This window comes from Scandinavium goeteborgense (assembly GCF_003935895.2).
Taxonomy (GTDB): domain Bacteria; phylum Pseudomonadota; class Gammaproteobacteria; order Enterobacterales; family Enterobacteriaceae; genus Scandinavium; species Scandinavium goeteborgense.
Genome location: NZ_CP054058.1, coordinates 2,490,117 through 2,504,347, shown reverse-complemented (window position 1 = coordinate 2,504,347; position 14,231 = coordinate 2,490,117). Strand labels below are relative to the sequence as shown.

Genomic DNA, 14,231 nt, shown 5'->3' with positions numbered 1-14,231 from the left:
GAGGACATCGCGTGAACAATGCTACAGCTGTCGTCCCGTTGCGCGTCGCCATCATCGGCGCGGGGCAGGTGGCGGACAAAGTCCATGCTACATACTACGCCACGCGGTGTGACCTCCAGATGGTGGCTGTCTGTGACAGCCGCCTGGAACAAGCGCAGGCGTTTGCGGCGAAATTTGAGATTGCAGGCAGCTATGACGACGTACGGCTGATGTTGCAGGAAGTGCAGCCTGACGTTGTGAGTGTCTGCTCGCCGAACCGCTTTCATTTTGAGCATGTTTTAGCTGCTCTGGAAGCGGGCTGTCACGTGATGTGTGAGAAGCCTCCGGCGATGACGCCGCAGCAGGCTAACCAGATGCGCGCGATGGCGCGTCAACAGGGCAAAGTGCTGGCGTATGATTTTCATCATCGCTTCTCCCTCGACGCCCAGCTTTTGCGCGAGCAGGTGCAGACGGGCGCATTGGGCGAAGTGTATTTCACCACCGCCACCGCCCTGCGACGCAGCGGCGTTCCGGGCTGGGGCGTGTTTACCAATAAAGCCATGCAGGGCGGTGGGCCGCTGATCGATATCGGCATTCATATGCTGGACGCCGCGATGTATGTGCTGGTTTTTCCCGCGGTGCGACGCGTCATGGCCCACAGTTTCGAGAAGCTCGGTACCGTGAAAAGCAGCGGTCAGTTTGGCGAATGGGACCCGACGCAGTACACCGTTGAAGATGCTCTGTTTGGCACCATTGAGTTCGAAAATGGTAGCCTGCTGCGGATCGAGACCTCCTTTGTGCTGAACATCACCGAGCAGTCACGGATGAACGTCACCTTTTGCGGGGATAAAGCCGGGGCCACGCTGTTCCCGGCGCATGTTTATAACGATGTGAATGGCGAACTCAACACGCTATACCAGCGCGATCAGGCAGACGACAATCGCCATTTTCGCAGTATGGACGCGTTCGTGCGTCATGTGCAGGGCGAGCCGGTCACGATTGCCGACGGTGAACAGGGCTTCATTATTCAGCAACTGGTCGCGGCGTTGTATGAGTCTGCGGAAAAGGGCGAATGGGTGACGATATGCTGAACATTTCCACGTTGAACGATCCGGCTTTCAGCCCGCACAGCCTGAATAAATACGCCTCGCTGATGTCCAGCGCGAACGGCTATATGGGCGTGCGCGCCAGCCATGAAGAGGACTACACCCAGCAGGTGCGCGGCCTGTATCTCGCCGGGCTGTATCACTGTGCCGGACGTGGCGAAACGAATGAACTGATTAATCTGCCTGACGTGGTCGGCATTCAGCTTGAGGTAAATGGGGCACCTTTTACGCTTCTGAGCGGCGAGACCGAAAGCTGGAATCGCGAGCTGGATTTCAGCGACGGCGAACTTCGGCGGGATTTAATCTGGCGCTCTCCTTCTGGCCCACGTGTGCGCATTGCCAGTCGCCGTTTCACCTCAATGGCGCAGTTGCCGCTGTTGGCGATGCAATTCACCGTGACCGCGCTGGACGAAGATGTAAACCTCGAATTTTCCACCGGCATTGATGGGACTCAAACCAACAGTGGTCGTCAGCATCTGGATGAGCTTTCGCTGCGGGTCTTTGGTCAGCAGGTTTTGCAGGGCGCGTGGGCGACACAGTCGGCGGATGCTGAAGTGGTGATCACCAGTAGCATTCAGTTGAGCCAGGGCGCGGAAAGCTGCTTTGCGGCGAAGAATCGCCGCCTGATGCAAAACAGTGCGCTGTGCCTGAAGGCGGGTGACAGTGTCACGCTCGAGAAAGTCAGCTGGATAGTGCAGCGCGGGCGTGAAACCTTATCTCTGGAGAGCTTTAGCCGACGCTGTCTGAATGATGTGCAGAGGTGTGCCGCGCAGGGCTACGACGCGCTGCTGGCCGCTTCGCGAGCGGAGTGGCTGAAAGGCTGGCAGGCGCGTCGGGTCGTCGTAGAGTCCGGCACCGCGGCCGATCAGGTCGCCCTCGATTTTGCCCATTATCATCTGGCGGCCATGACGCCACTGCATGACGAACGCAGTAGTATTGCGGCCAAAGGGCTGACGGGGGAAGGCTACAAAGGGCATGTGTTCTGGGATACCGAAGTCTTTTTACTCCCTTATCATCTGCTGACCGAGCCCTCCACCGCACGGTCGTTATTGCGCTACCGTTACCTGAATCTGCCCGGTGCGCGGGCAAAAGCCCGACGCAATGGCTGGCACGGGGCGCTGTTCCCGTGGGAGAGCGCGCGCAGCGGCGAGGAAGAAACGCCGGAATTTGCCGCCATCAATATCCGCACCGGCCTGCGGCAGAAAATCGCCTCCGCACAGGCGGAACATCATCTGGTCGCGGATATCGCCTGGGCGGTGGTGAACTACTGGCACGCTACCCATGATGAGGCGTTCATGCGCACCGAAGGGGTCAGCTTATTGACCGAAACGGCGATGTTCTGGATGAGCAGAGCGGTGGAGGCCAACGGGCGGTTGGAGTTGCACGATGTTATCGGTCCGGATGAATACACCGAGCACGTCAATAACAACGCTTTCACCAACTATATGGCCTGGCACAACGTGTCACAGGCGCTGCATTTTATCCCGCAGTTTGGCGAACTCCAGCCGGTGTTTGCCGCCAGAGCCGCCGATTTTCTGCAACGTCTGTGGCTACCTGACGCAGATGCGCAGGGCGTGCTGGCGCAGGACGATACGTTCATGCAAAAGCCGACCATTAATCTCAGCAAATATAAAGCCCACGCCGGGAAGCAGACCATTTTGCTCGACTACTCGCGGGCGGAAGTCAACGAGATGCAAATCCTTAAACAGGCCGATGTGGTGATGCTGAATTACATGCTACCGGATCGTTTTTCTGACGCCGAATGCCTGGCGAATCTGGCGTACTACGAGCCACGAACCATCCACGATTCCTCGCTCAGTAAAGCCATTCACGGCATCGTCAGCGCGCGCTGTGGCCGCGTAGAGGAAGGGTATCGCCTATGGCGAGACGGGACGCAAATCGATTTGGGCGACGAGCCGCACAGCAGCGACGACGGGATTCATGCCGCAGCGACGGGGGCTATCTGGCTGGGGGCCGTACAAGGCTTTGCCGGGCTAACTATTTGCAATGGTGAACTGCATCTGGCCCCGGCACTCCCGGCGAAATGGCAGCGGCTATGCGTGCCGGTTCGCTGGCAGGGCGCGAGCCTGACCCTGGATATTACGTCGGAAGCGGTCACCCTGAACACCAGCGCAGAAATTCGTCTGTGGCTGTGGGGCCGCGAAATTTGTCTGAATGGGCAGCAGCGCTATCCGCAGTCTGATTTTTTTAGCACTCAAATTGGGACCGCTACCATGGAGAAGACCGAATGAAACTGGATGCCGTTATCTTCGATCTTGACGGGGTAGTGACCGACACGGCGCATTTGCATTACGTCGCCTGGCGCGATGTGGCGAAGGAAATTGGGATCAGCATTGACGAAACGTTCAACGAGCAGCTGAAGGGCATCAGCCGAATGGCGTCGTTGCAGCGAATTTTGCAACACGGCGGTAAAGCGGCGTACTTTTCCCCCGCCGACTGCGAGGAGCTGTGCGCGCGTAAAAACAACCGTTACGTCGCCACGCTGGCGTCGCTCACCCCTGAGTCGATTTTGCCAGGCATCACTGCGCTTTTGCAGGCGCTACGTGGCAGGGGAATACGCATCGGGCTGGCCTCGGTGTCACTCAATGCTCCGGTTATTCTGAATGCGCTGGGAATTTCGCACCTCTTTGACTATTGCGCAGATGCCTCGCGTATCGTGCATTCCAAGCCCGACCCGGAAATTTTCCTGCTGGCCTGCCGGGGATTAGGCGTGGCAGCGCGCCACGCTATCGGGATAGAGGATTCCCTGGCCGGGATCCAGGCGATTAACGCGAGCGGCATGGCATCAGTCGGCATTGGCGAAGATTTGATGGGGGCGGGGCTGTTATTACCGTCCACACGGGAACTGAACTGGCATCGGTTGGATGCGTACTGGCAACGCCTCCATCCAGCTCCTGCACCTGTAAAGGAATAAACCCATGGCTCAATTATCACTGCAACATATTCAGAAGATTTACGACAACCACGTGCACGTGGTGAAGGATTTCAATCTCGACATTGAAGACAAAGAGTTCATCGTTCTGGTCGGGCCGTCCGGCTGTGGTAAATCAACCACTCTGAGAATGATTGCCGGGCTGGAGGCGATCAGCCATGGCGAGTTAATGATCGACGGCGTACGAATGAACGATGTTCCGGCGAAGTCGCGCAATATCGCGATGGTTTTCCAGAACTACGCGCTCTATCCGCACATGACGGTGTATGACAACATGGCCTTTGGTCTCAAGATGCAAAAAATTGCGCCGGAGGTCATTGAAGAACGTGTCAGCTGGGCGGCCCAAATCCTGGGTTTGCGTGAGTATCTGAAGCGCAAACCGAGCGCGTTGTCAGGCGGCCAGCGCCAGCGCGTGGCACTCGGGCGGGCAATTGTGCGTGAAGCGGGGGTGTTTTTGATGGATGAACCGCTGTCGAACCTCGATGCCAAGCTGCGCGTGCAGATGCGGGCTGAAATCTGCAAACTGCATCAGAAGCTCAATACCACCATGATTTACGTCACGCACGATCAGACCGAAGCCATGACAATGGCGACACGGATAGTGATTATGAAAGACGGTATCGTGCAGCAGGTGGGGGCGCCGAAGCAGGTCTACAACCAGCCCGCAAACATGTTTGTCGCCGGGTTTATTGGCTCTCCGGCGATGAACTTTATCCGTGGCGCCATCGACGGCAATGATTTCGTCACCGAAACCCTGCGCTTGCCGATCCCGCCGGACAAGATGGCAGTGCTCAACGCGGCGGGCTATCAGCGTAAAGCGATTGTGTTAGGCATTCGCCCGGAAGATATCGTCACTGGCGCGGAGTCGACTATACCGGTCGCGGCGCGGATTAGCGTGGCGGAATTAACCGGTGCGGAATTTATGCTGTATATCACCATTGGTGGGCATGAACTGGTGGTTCGCGCCCCGTCGACCAGTGATTATTTCGCCGGCGATAATATTGTGTTGTCATTCGATATGGCGAAAAGTCATTTCTTTGATATTGAAAGTGAGCGAGCCATCCGCGAATAACAGAAATTAAAAAGCAGGGAGGATGTCATTCCTCCCATTATCTCTACGTTGTTAATTTTTCAGGATGAATATTATGAACACACTACCTCGGTGTGCCGCACTGCTATTGGGTGCGTGTACTCTCACAGCTTATGCAGAAAATAATGACGGCTGGAAATTTAATATTGGCGCGATGTATGAAATCGAGAATACTGAAGGGCAAGCCGATGATATGGACGGGTTATACGAACCGTCGGTGTGGTTCAATGCTTCCACAGGGCCATGGAAAATATCGCTAGCGATGTATCAGGAAGGCCCGGTCGATTACAGTTCTGGCACACGCGGGACCTATTTTAATCGGCCTGAACTGGAAGTTCGTTATCAGGTACTGGATAGCGATGACTTTACTCTCGGTCTGACCGGCGGTATTCGTAATTATGGCTATCACTTTAAAGATGAACATAATAAAGAGGCGGGAACCGCTAATATGCAGCGTTATAAATTTCAGCCAGACTGGAATTTACGCCTGACGGATGACGTGCATTTCAACGGTTGGCTGGCGGCCTATCAGTTCGTGAACGATCTACAGCAAACGGGGTATGCTGACAGCCGGGTGGAAACCGAAACCGGGTTTACGTGGAAGCTGACAGAGACGGTCTCGTTGCTGACGAATTATTATCTGGAGCGCGGGTTTAACCTTGATAAGAGCCGGAATAACGGTGAGTTTTCAACCCAGGAAATTCGTGCCTATCTCCCCATCTCTTTTGGTTCCACCACACTGACGCCGTATACCCGTCTCGGTCTTGACCGCTGGACAAACTGGGACTGGCAGGACGATCCGACTCGCGAAGGCCATGACTTCAACCGTCTTGGATTACAATTCGCCCACGACTTCGATAACGGTGTTTCGGTTTCTCTTGAATATGCCTACGAGTGGGAACACCACGATGAGGGCGACGACGATCGCTTCCATTATGCGGGTGTCGGCATCAACTACGCGTTTTAACGCCATGTGGCCGGAGGGCAAACCTCCGGCTTTATGCCAGCGAGTCGGTCAGCGAAATATGGGTAGAAACGATAACCCGTCGTGGACCCGGTTTACCGGCGAGGCATTTGAAAAGCTGATCGCAGCTCTTTAGACCCAGTTCGTAGGTAGGCACATCAATACCGCCCGGCGCGGGAGACAAAATGAACGACAGCGTTTCGTTACTGTAGCCAACCACGGCAAGCTGTTGCGGTATTTGAATGCCTGCTTCAAATGCGGCCCGGTACAGGCTTAACAGCTTCATGCTGTCGGTGGCGAAAACGGCATCCGGACGCGGTTCCATCGCCAGCAACGACTTCGCCGCGACCAGCGCGGTTTCATGGGTATAACCGCTATCAATGACCCATTCTTCACGCAGCGGAATATGGTGCTGGCTGAGGCACACTTTATATCCCGCCAGGCGGTCAACGGAAACGTGATAATCCAGCGGGGCATGCAGGCAGGCGATATTTTTATGCCCACGAGAAATAAGCGCATGGGTCAGTGCAATGCTGTCCTGATAATTATCGGTGTCGACGGAATAGACGTGCTGATAATCCCCTTCAACTTTCCCAATCACCACCACCGGAATTTGATACGCATCGACGCGCGAGAAAAAGGATTCATCGGCCGGGGAGCTCAGCATAATGATCCCTTTGATCATCTTTTGCCGAATTTTGCTTTCGCATTTAAGCAGGTCATCTTCAGTGCTGCGTGACGTTTGTAATATCACATCAAAGCCTTCTTCCTCCGCCCGGGAAGTAATGGCGTGAAGCACTTCAGCAAAGAAAGGATTGCCTGCCGTCGTTTTCGTTGAGCGAGTAGAAATGACCATAATAGCGTCAAACCCAGAAGACGTTAGCGCCCGGGCAAGCTTATTTGGCTGATAATTAAGATCCTTAATCGCTTTCTGCACTTTTTCCAGCGCCTCTGGCGAAATATTGGTTTGATTATTCAGTACTCGCGAGACGGTAGATTTTGAGACGCCAGCAACCCTGGCAATATCATATATGGTCGGTGACATACACCTGTCGAGCTCCATCGTAGAGTCAATCAGATGCATCTTACTGGAGAAAAAGCCTGAAATACAGCGAAGTGCGGTTGATAATTCTCTTCAGGGACCTTATGTCATGTATCCTGAAGGATAAGCAAGAATCGGACAAAACGGGATGGCGATGAAGCGACTCAAAACCGAATTTAATGCGCTGCTCAATCGCGGTGTGGACCGACATCTGCGCCTGGCGGTGACCGGGCTTAGCCGTAGCGGCAAAACCGCGTTTATCACCGCTATGGTGAATCAACTGCTGAATCTGCACGCAGGCGCGCGTTTACCGCTGCTGAGTGCGGTACGTGAGGAGCGGTTGCTCGGCGTGAAGCGTGTGCCGCAGCGTGACTACGGGATCCCGCGTTTTACCTACGACGAAGGCCTGGCGCAGCTATACGGCACGCCGCCGACGTGGCCAACGCCGACGCGTGGCGTGAGCGAGATTCGCCTGGCCCTGCGTTTTCGTTCTAACGATTCCTTGCTTCGCCACTTCAAAGACACCTCCACGCTGTACCTGGAAATCGTCGATTATCCGGGCGAATGGCTGCTGGATTTACCGATGCTGGCACAGGACTACCTGAGCTGGTCGCGACAGATGACCGGCCTGCTGACCGGGCAGCGAGCAGAGTGGTCTACACGCTGGCGTCAGCTTTGCGAAGGGCTAGACCCGCTGGCACCGGCAGACGAAAACCGTCTGGCAGAACTCAGCCAGGCGTGGACCGACTATCTGCACGCCTGCAAACAGGAAGGTTTGCACTTCATTCAGCCCGGGCGCTTTGTACTGCCGGGCGAAATGGCAGGCGCACCGGCCTTACAGTTCTTCCCGTGGCCGGATGTGGATGCCACAGGCGAGGCCAAACTGGCGCAGGCCGACAAACACACCAACGCCGGGATGCTGCGGGCGCGTTTTGACTATTACTGCGAACACGTGGTTAAAGACTTCTATAAAAATCACTTCCTGCGTTTTGACCGCCAGATAGTGCTGGTCGATTGTTTGCAGCCGCTGAACAGCGGGCCGCAGGCGTTCAACGACATGCGTCTGGCGCTGACGCAATTAATGCAAAGCTTCCATTACGGGCAGCGCACGCTGTTTCGTCGTCTGTTTTCCCCTGTCATCGACAAACTGCTGTTTGCCGCCACCAAAGCCGATCACGTTACCGTCGATCAGCATGCGAACATGGTTTCCCTGTTGCAGCAGCTGATTCAGGATGCGTGGCAGAATGCGGCCTTTGAAGGCATCAGCATGGACTGTCTGGGGCTGGCTTCGGTGCAGGCCACGCAAAGCGGGCTGATTGACGTCAATGGCGAGAAAATTCCCGCGCTGCGCGGCAACCGCCTGAGCGATGGCGAACCGTTGACGGTGTATCCCGGCGAAGTGCCTGCCCGTTTGCCGGGACAGGCGTTCTGGGAACAGCAGGGCTTCCAGTTCGAGGCGTTTCGCCCGCAGACGATGGACGTCGATAAACCGCTGCCGCACATTCGCCTTGATGCAGCCCTGGAGTTTTTAATTGGAGATAAATTGCGATGAGCGAACCGTTAAAACCGCGTATCGATTTCGCCGGGCCGCTGGAAGCGGACAAAACGGAGCACCTGCGTGGGGCTCAAACCTTTGAACAGAATCAGGCCGAGAACTTTGCCCCGACGGTGATTGACGATCCGCTGGAGGACGAAGGTCAGGCCGAAGCCGTAGTCGAAGCGGCGCTGCACCCGAAACGCAGTCTGTGGCGACGGATGGTAACCGCAGGGCTGGGTATTTTCGGTATTAGCGTGGTGGCGCAGGGCGTACAGTCGACGATGCACGCCTGGCAAACGCAAGACTGGGTGGCGCTGGGTGGCTACGCGGCCGGGGCGCTGATTATCGGCGCGGGCGTTGGGTCCGTGGCGACTGAGTGGCGACGCTTATGGCGTTTGCGTCAGCGGGCGGAAGAGCGTGATGAAGCGCGCGACCTGCTGCACAGCCACGGCACCGGAAAAGGTCGGGCGTTCTGCGAACAGCTGGCGGCACAGGCCGGGATCGACAAATCGCACCCGGCGCTCCAGCGCTGGTACGCTGCCATTCACGAAACGCAGAACGACCGGGAAGTGGTCACGTTGTATGCCCATCTCGTGCAGCCGGTGCTCGATGCTCAGGCGCGGCGCGAAATCAGCCGTTCGGCGGCAGAATCCACGCTGATGATTGCCGTCAGTCCGCTGGCGCTGGTGGATATGGCGTTTATCGCCTGGCGCAACCTGCGCCTGATCAACCGCATCGCCATGCTGTACGGCATTGAGCTGGGTTATTACAGCCGCTTGCGCCTGTTCCGTCTGGTGATGCTGAATATCGCCTTCGCTGGAGCCAGCGAACTGGTGCGCGAAGTCGGTATGGACTGGATGTCGCAGGATTTGGCCGCGCGTCTTTCCGCCCGTGCGGCGCAGGGGATCGGGGCTGGTCTGCTGACCGCGCGCCTGGGCATTAAAGCAATGGAAGTCTGCCGCCCGCTGCCGTGGATCGATAACGACAAACCAAAGCTTGGCGATTTCCGCCGTGAGCTTATCGGTCAGTTGAAAGAAACCATCAATAAGAAACCGGCTTAACATTTCATTTGCTATTTATCCCTCTCTTAACGGAGAGGGGTATCTCACTCAACCGCCGCTGCAAAAATCACGTCTGACCTTGTCCCTTTGTGCTTTACCCGCCGAGTTTACGGCAAAGTGCCTGATTTTCCGCCATACTGTCAATAATTGTTGACAGCCATCTTCCCGCAGGCGGAGAACTGTCTTATCATCCATGCGTTATTGGCTATGAGGGTGATACTCCCATGCGTCTTGAAGTCTTTTGTGAGGACCGTCTTGGTCTGACCCGTGAATTACTCGATCTGTTGGTGCTGCGCGGTATTGACCTGCGCGGGATCGACATCGACCCCATTGGCCGAATTTACCTTAATTTTGCGGAGCTGGAATTTGACAGTTTCCGCACTCTGATGGCAGAAATCCGTCGTATCGCCGGCGTGACCGACGTGCGCACCGTGCCGTGGATGCCGTCGGAACGTGAACACCTGGCGCTGAGCGCGTTACTGGAAGCCATGCCGGAGCCGGTGCTTTCGCTGGACACTAAAAGCAAAGTCGAGCTGGCGAACCCGGCGAGCTGCCAGTTGTTCGGCCAGTCGCAGGATAAACTGCGCAGCCACAATGCCGCGCAGCTGATCAACGGCTTTAACTTCCAGCGTTGGCTGGATGACGCCCCGATGGAGTCCCACGCAGAACACGTGGTGATCAACGGGCAAAACTTCCTGCTGGAAATTACCCCGGTGACGCTGGAAGGCGAAAATGCCACGCGCGTTCTGATGGGGGCCGTCGTGATGCTGCGTTCTACATTACGCATGGGCCGTCAGCTGCAAACCATGACCAGCCAGGACGTCAGCGCCTTCAGTCAGATTATCGCCGTTAGCCCGAAAATGCGTCACGTAGTTGAGCAGGCCCGCAAGCTGGCGATGCTGAGTGCGCCGCTGCTGATTGTCGGTGATACCGGCACTGGGAAAGATTTGCTGGCGAACGCCTGTCATCTGGCAAGCCCGCGTGCACAGAAGCCGTATCTGGCGCTGAACTGCGCGTCGATTCCGGAAGATGCGGTTGAAAGCGAACTGTTCGGCCATGCGCCGGAAGGCAAAAAAGGCTTCTTCGAGCAGGCCAACGGCGGCTCGGTGCTGCTGGATGAAATCGGTGAAATGTCGCCGGGAATGCAGGTCAAACTGCTGCGTTTCCTCAACGATGGCACCTTCCGTCGCGTCGGGGAAGATCACGAAATCCACGTCGATGTGCGGGTGATTTGCGCCACGCAGAAGAACCTCGTCGAACTGGTGCAGAAAGGTCTGTTCCGCGAAGATCTCTATTATCGTCTGAACGTGCTGACCCTGAACCTGCCGCCGCTGCGTGATCGGGCGCAGGACATCATGCCGCTGACGGAGCTGTTTGTGGCCCGTTTTGCCGATGAGCAGGGGATTGCGCGTCCGAAACTGGCCGCTGATTTGAACACCGTGCTGACCCGCTACGGCTGGCCGGGCAACGTGCGTCAGCTGAAAAATGCCGTGTACCGCGCGCTGACGCAGCTGGACGGCTACGAGCTGCGCCCGCAGGACATCTTACTGCCGGATTACGACACCACCACGGTGGCGGTCGGGGAAGATGCGATGGAAGGCTCGCTGGACGACATCACCAGTCGCTTTGAGCGGTCGGTGCTGACTCAGCTTTATCGCAGCTATCCGAGCACGCGTAAGCTTGCCAAACGCCTGGGCGTTTCGCACACGGCGATCGCGAATAAGTTGCGGGAATATGGTTTAAGTCAGAAGAAGAACGAAGAGTAAATGCGATGCCGCCTTCAGTGATGAAGGCGGCATTTTTTATCAGGCTTTCAGTGCTTCCAGCGCAGCATCATAGTCCGGCTCGTTGGTGATTTCGTTCACCAGCTCGCTCAGAACCACGTTGTCGTTTTCATCAAGCACGATGACCGCGCGAGCAGACAGGCCTTTCAGCGCGCCATCTGCGATGCCAACGCCATACTGCTGCAGGAACTCTGGCGCACGCAGGGTGGACAGGGTAACAACGTTGCTCAGACCTTCTGCACCGCAGAAGCGGGACTGGGCGAACGGCAGGTCAGCAGAAATGCACAGCACGACAGTGTTGTTCAGTTCGGTTGCCAGCTGGTTGAATTTACGCACGGATGCAGCGCATACGCCGGTATCAATGCTCGGGAAAATGTTCAGCACTTTACGTTTACCAGCGAACTGGCTCAGTGCGACGTCGGAGAGATCCTTAGCGACCAGAGTGAATGCTGGTGCTTTGGCGCCCGCCTGCGGAATGGAGCCCTGAACGGAAACGGGGTTGCCCTGGAAATGCACAGTTTGTGACATGATTATCTTCCTGTTTACATATAGTTAACGTCGCGGCTAGTGTATGACATCAACAGTTAACACGGCAAATCCTTTTAGTGCTGGTAAATCGAGGTGCAGGGAATGAGAAGTTTGAAAGTGTACGAGGAAGCCTGGCCGCTGCATACGCCATTCGTCATCGCCCGCGGTGCCCGCAGCGAAGCGAAAGTGGTGGTGGTGGAAATCCAGCAAGACGGCGTGACCGGGACAGGAGAATGTACTCCGTACCCGCGCTATGGCGAGAGTATTGCCTCGGTGATGGCGCAGATTGCCAGCATTGGCGAACAGCTTGAATCCGGCCTGACGCGCGACGCGTTGCAGCAGCTTCTGCCCGCGGGCGCGGCGCGCAACGCCGTCGACTGTGCGCTGTGGGATATTGAAGTGCGCAAAGCGGGGCGCTCGCTGTCGGCTTTAGTGGGCAGCGAATTACCCTCCGAGGTGACGACGGCACAAACCGTGGTGATCGGCACGCCGGATCAGATGGCAAATAGTGCCCGGGCGCTGTGGGATAAAGGCGCACGGCTGTTAAAGGTTAAGCTCGATGACCATCTGATCAGCGAAAGAATGGTCGCCATACGGGCAGCCGTCCCGGAGGCCACGCTGATTGTCGACGCTAACGAGTCCTGGCACAGCGATGGGCTGGCTTCACGCTGTCAGCTGCTGGCGGATCTGAACGTCGCGATGCTCGAACAGCCGTTACCGGCAGGGGAAGATGGTGCGCTGGCAAACTTTATTCATCCGCTGCCGATTTGTGCTGATGAAAGCTGTCACACCCGCGAAAGCCTGGCGAAACTCGCCGGACGCTATGACATGGTCAATATTAAACTGGATAAAACCGGTGGCTTAACCGAAGCGCTGGCGCTGGCGACGGAAGCCAAATTGCAAGGTTTTGACCTGATGCTAGGCTGTATGTTGTGTACCTCTCGTGCCATCAGCGCCGCATTGCCGCTGACGCCAAAGGTACGCTTTGCCGATCTCGATGGCCCGACGTGGCTGGCAATCGATGCCGAACCCGCGCTGCGCTTCGGCACCGGGACTCTTTACCTATGAAATCGTTAGTTTATTTTTAAACTGAATCCGGCACAAAACGATCATCCGGCATCCGCGAGGCGCGTTTAGGATACGCGCGTCACAAATTTGAGGGTGCTGAGATGATTGAGTGGGAAGACGAAAGCGTCGCAACGCAGGACAAGCTGACTAAACGGTTGATTGATACCGTGGCTGCCGTCGTGCTTGTCGTCATCGTGGTAGCTGGGTTGTTTTTTGCCTGACGAACCAGATGATTTGTTAAAGAACCCGCATCGCTCCGGCCATGCGGGTTTTTTATTGGCTGAACTGTAGCCGTATAGGAATCAAATAATCTCAACGCGTAGAGGCTAATTCCGGATGCCAGTGCAGCAGGCCGGTCATTGCCGCCAGGTATTTTTCGCTCGCTTCATCGGATGAAATCGGCGGGAATTCCGCGGTGATGCAGTGCAGGCCGAGATCGGCACACCAACTGCCGAACGAGCCCGGCGTCGCGTAGCCGACGCTTGTCACCAGCGGCAGTTCAAAGCTGTCTGCCAGCCACTGGCCCAGCCCCGTTTGCTGCGGATCTTCGATACAGGCCAGCGGGTCGTGGAACGACACCACCCACGCCGGGTGAATTTTGTGGATCAGCTGGCACAGCGCTTCGGTTTCTGGCTCGGAACCGGGTTTATCCCCCGTCAGCAGCACCACGTCACGGCTCTCTGCGGAGCTGTTCCAGCGATAAACCGTTTCACCAGCTTTCCAGTTCGCCGCCGGGAAGTTACGGTTGAGATCGACCCCGTTCGCATTGGCGCGTAGCCCCAGCTGGCAGCCGTCCGGGTTGACGGTCAGCACCACGTGATGACGCCGCAGGTCCGGGGCCAGCGTGCGTAGCGCGCATGACAGGGTGACGATGGACGAGTTTTCGTCACCGTGGGTGCCCGCAATAATCAGCCCGCTGTTGTGGTCGGCGAGCGGGGCGGGGAACCAGATCAGCGGGGCGCCCAGCAATGAACGGCCATAGTGTTGAGTTCCAGGCGGAAACGCGCCGCGCTGCTGGCGTGGTCGGGTGGAAGACATGCTCAATCCTGCTTTATTGTGTTGTTTCTGGCAGTGTTGTTCATAACTCACCGAGAATCAAATAGTTTCCCTGATCCCTGC

The 14,231-nt window shown here is 56.6% G+C and carries 11 protein-coding genes and 1 pseudogene; 9 read left to right on the top strand and 3 right to left on the bottom strand.

Features of this window, described 5'->3' with window-relative positions; genetic code table 11:
- Positions 1-11: 11 nt before the first annotated feature.
- From A8O29_RS12880 to A8O29_RS12860, 5 genes and pseudogenes are all read left to right on the top strand, one after another.
- On the top strand, positions 12-1,070 hold the full coding sequence (locus A8O29_RS12880; RefSeq protein WP_125353909.1) for a D-glucoside 3-dehydrogenase: 1,059 nt from the start codon (positions 12-14) through the stop codon (positions 1,068-1,070).
- Entirely contained in the window at positions 1,064-3,337 is a 2,274-nt protein-coding gene (locus tag A8O29_RS12875; protein ID WP_125354010.1) for a glycoside hydrolase family 65 protein, read from the top strand. The genes A8O29_RS12880 and A8O29_RS12875 overlap by 7 nt, the downstream gene beginning before the upstream one ends.
- A pseudogene (gene pgmB / locus A8O29_RS12870) lies at positions 3,334-3,846 on the top strand (beta-phosphoglucomutase); the annotation flags it as partial. The gene A8O29_RS12875 and the pseudogene pgmB, both read left to right, overlap by 4 nt.
- A 178-nt stretch (positions 3,847-4,024) precedes the next feature.
- Positions 4,025-5,110, top strand: coding sequence for an ABC transporter ATP-binding protein (locus A8O29_RS12865; RefSeq protein ID WP_125353911.1), 1,086 nt, complete (start codon positions 4,025-4,027; stop codon positions 5,108-5,110).
- Between the two features lie 73 nt (positions 5,111-5,183).
- Positions 5,184-6,095, top strand: a complete 912-nt coding sequence (locus A8O29_RS12860; protein ID WP_125353912.1) for an OmpG family monomeric porin — start codon at positions 5,184-5,186, stop codon at positions 6,093-6,095.
- 31 nt (positions 6,096-6,126) lie between these two features.
- On the opposite strand, the gene A8O29_RS12855 is transcribed toward A8O29_RS12860, so the two are convergent.
- Positions 6,127-7,137: a LacI family DNA-binding transcriptional regulator gene (locus tag A8O29_RS12855; protein ID WP_125353913.1), complete on the bottom strand. Its 1,011-nt coding sequence runs from the start codon at positions 7,135-7,137 to the stop codon at positions 6,127-6,129.
- A 151-nt stretch (positions 7,138-7,288) separates the two neighbouring features.
- Between A8O29_RS12855 and A8O29_RS12850 the strand changes: the two genes are divergently transcribed.
- From A8O29_RS12850 to tyrR, 3 genes are all read left to right on the top strand, one after another.
- Positions 7,289-8,686 carry a YcjX family GTP-binding protein gene (locus A8O29_RS12850; protein ID WP_125353914.1) on the top strand — a complete coding sequence of 466 codons (1,398 nt, stop codon included), beginning with the start codon at positions 7,289-7,291 and terminating at the stop codon, positions 8,684-8,686.
- A complete protein-coding gene (locus A8O29_RS12845) occupies positions 8,683-9,732 on the top strand; it encodes a YcjF family protein (RefSeq protein ID WP_174081323.1) in 1,050 nt (349 codons plus the stop codon). The genes A8O29_RS12850 and A8O29_RS12845 overlap by 4 nt, the downstream gene beginning before the upstream one ends.
- Positions 9,733-9,956: 224 nt before the next feature.
- Positions 9,957-11,498, top strand: a complete 1,542-nt coding sequence (gene tyrR / locus A8O29_RS12840) for a transcriptional regulator TyrR (RefSeq protein WP_110507972.1) — start codon at positions 9,957-9,959, stop codon at positions 11,496-11,498.
- Between the two features lie 39 nt (positions 11,499-11,537).
- On the opposite strand, the gene tpx is transcribed toward tyrR, so the two are convergent.
- Positions 11,538-12,044: a thiol peroxidase gene (tpx, locus tag A8O29_RS12835; RefSeq protein WP_110507973.1), complete on the bottom strand. Its 507-nt coding sequence runs from the start codon at positions 12,042-12,044 to the stop codon at positions 11,538-11,540.
- Between the two features lie 102 nt (positions 12,045-12,146).
- On the opposite strand from tpx, the gene ycjG reads away from it, so the two are divergent.
- Positions 12,147-13,112: an L-Ala-D/L-Glu epimerase gene (gene ycjG, locus A8O29_RS12830; protein ID WP_125353915.1), complete on the top strand. Its 966-nt coding sequence runs from the start codon at positions 12,147-12,149 to the stop codon at positions 13,110-13,112.
- Positions 13,113-13,424: 312 nt separating this feature from the next.
- Here ycjG and mpaA read toward each other — a convergent pair whose 3' ends face one another.
- On the bottom strand, positions 13,425-14,150 hold the full coding sequence (gene mpaA, locus A8O29_RS12825) for a murein tripeptide amidase MpaA (RefSeq protein WP_125353916.1): 726 nt from the start codon (positions 14,148-14,150) through the stop codon (positions 13,425-13,427).
- Positions 14,151-14,231 lie beyond the last annotated feature (81 nt).

Excerpts from the sequence above, each read along its gene's own strand:
- A8O29_RS12875 (WP_125354010.1), top strand. The coding sequence starts at position 1,064 with ATGCTGAACATTTCCACGTTGAACGATCCGGCTTTCAGCCCGCACAGC.
- A8O29_RS12855 (WP_125353913.1), bottom strand. The coding sequence starts at position 7,137 with ATGTCACCGACCATATATGATATTGCCAGGGTTGCTGGCGTCTCAAAA.
- A8O29_RS12850 (WP_125353914.1), top strand. The coding sequence starts at position 7,289 with ATGAAGCGACTCAAAACCGAATTTAATGCGCTGCTCAATCGCGGTGTG.
- tpx (WP_110507973.1), bottom strand. The coding sequence starts at position 12,044 with ATGTCACAAACTGTGCATTTCCAGGGCAACCCCGTTTCCGTTCAGGGC.
- ycjG (WP_125353915.1), top strand. The coding sequence starts at position 12,147 with ATGAGAAGTTTGAAAGTGTACGAGGAAGCCTGGCCGCTGCATACGCCA.
- tyrR (WP_110507972.1), top strand. The coding sequence starts at position 9,957 with ATGCGTCTTGAAGTCTTTTGTGAGGACCGTCTTGGTCTGACCCGTGAA.
- mpaA (WP_125353916.1), bottom strand. The coding sequence starts at position 14,150 with ATGTCTTCCACCCGACCACGCCAGCAGCGCGGCGCGTTTCCGCCTGGA.
- A8O29_RS12865 (WP_125353911.1), top strand. The coding sequence starts at position 4,025 with ATGGCTCAATTATCACTGCAACATATTCAGAAGATTTACGACAACCAC.
- A8O29_RS12845 (WP_174081323.1), top strand. The coding sequence starts at position 8,683 with ATGAGCGAACCGTTAAAACCGCGTATCGATTTCGCCGGGCCGCTGGAA.
- A8O29_RS12860 (WP_125353912.1), top strand. The coding sequence starts at position 5,184 with ATGAACACACTACCTCGGTGTGCCGCACTGCTATTGGGTGCGTGTACT.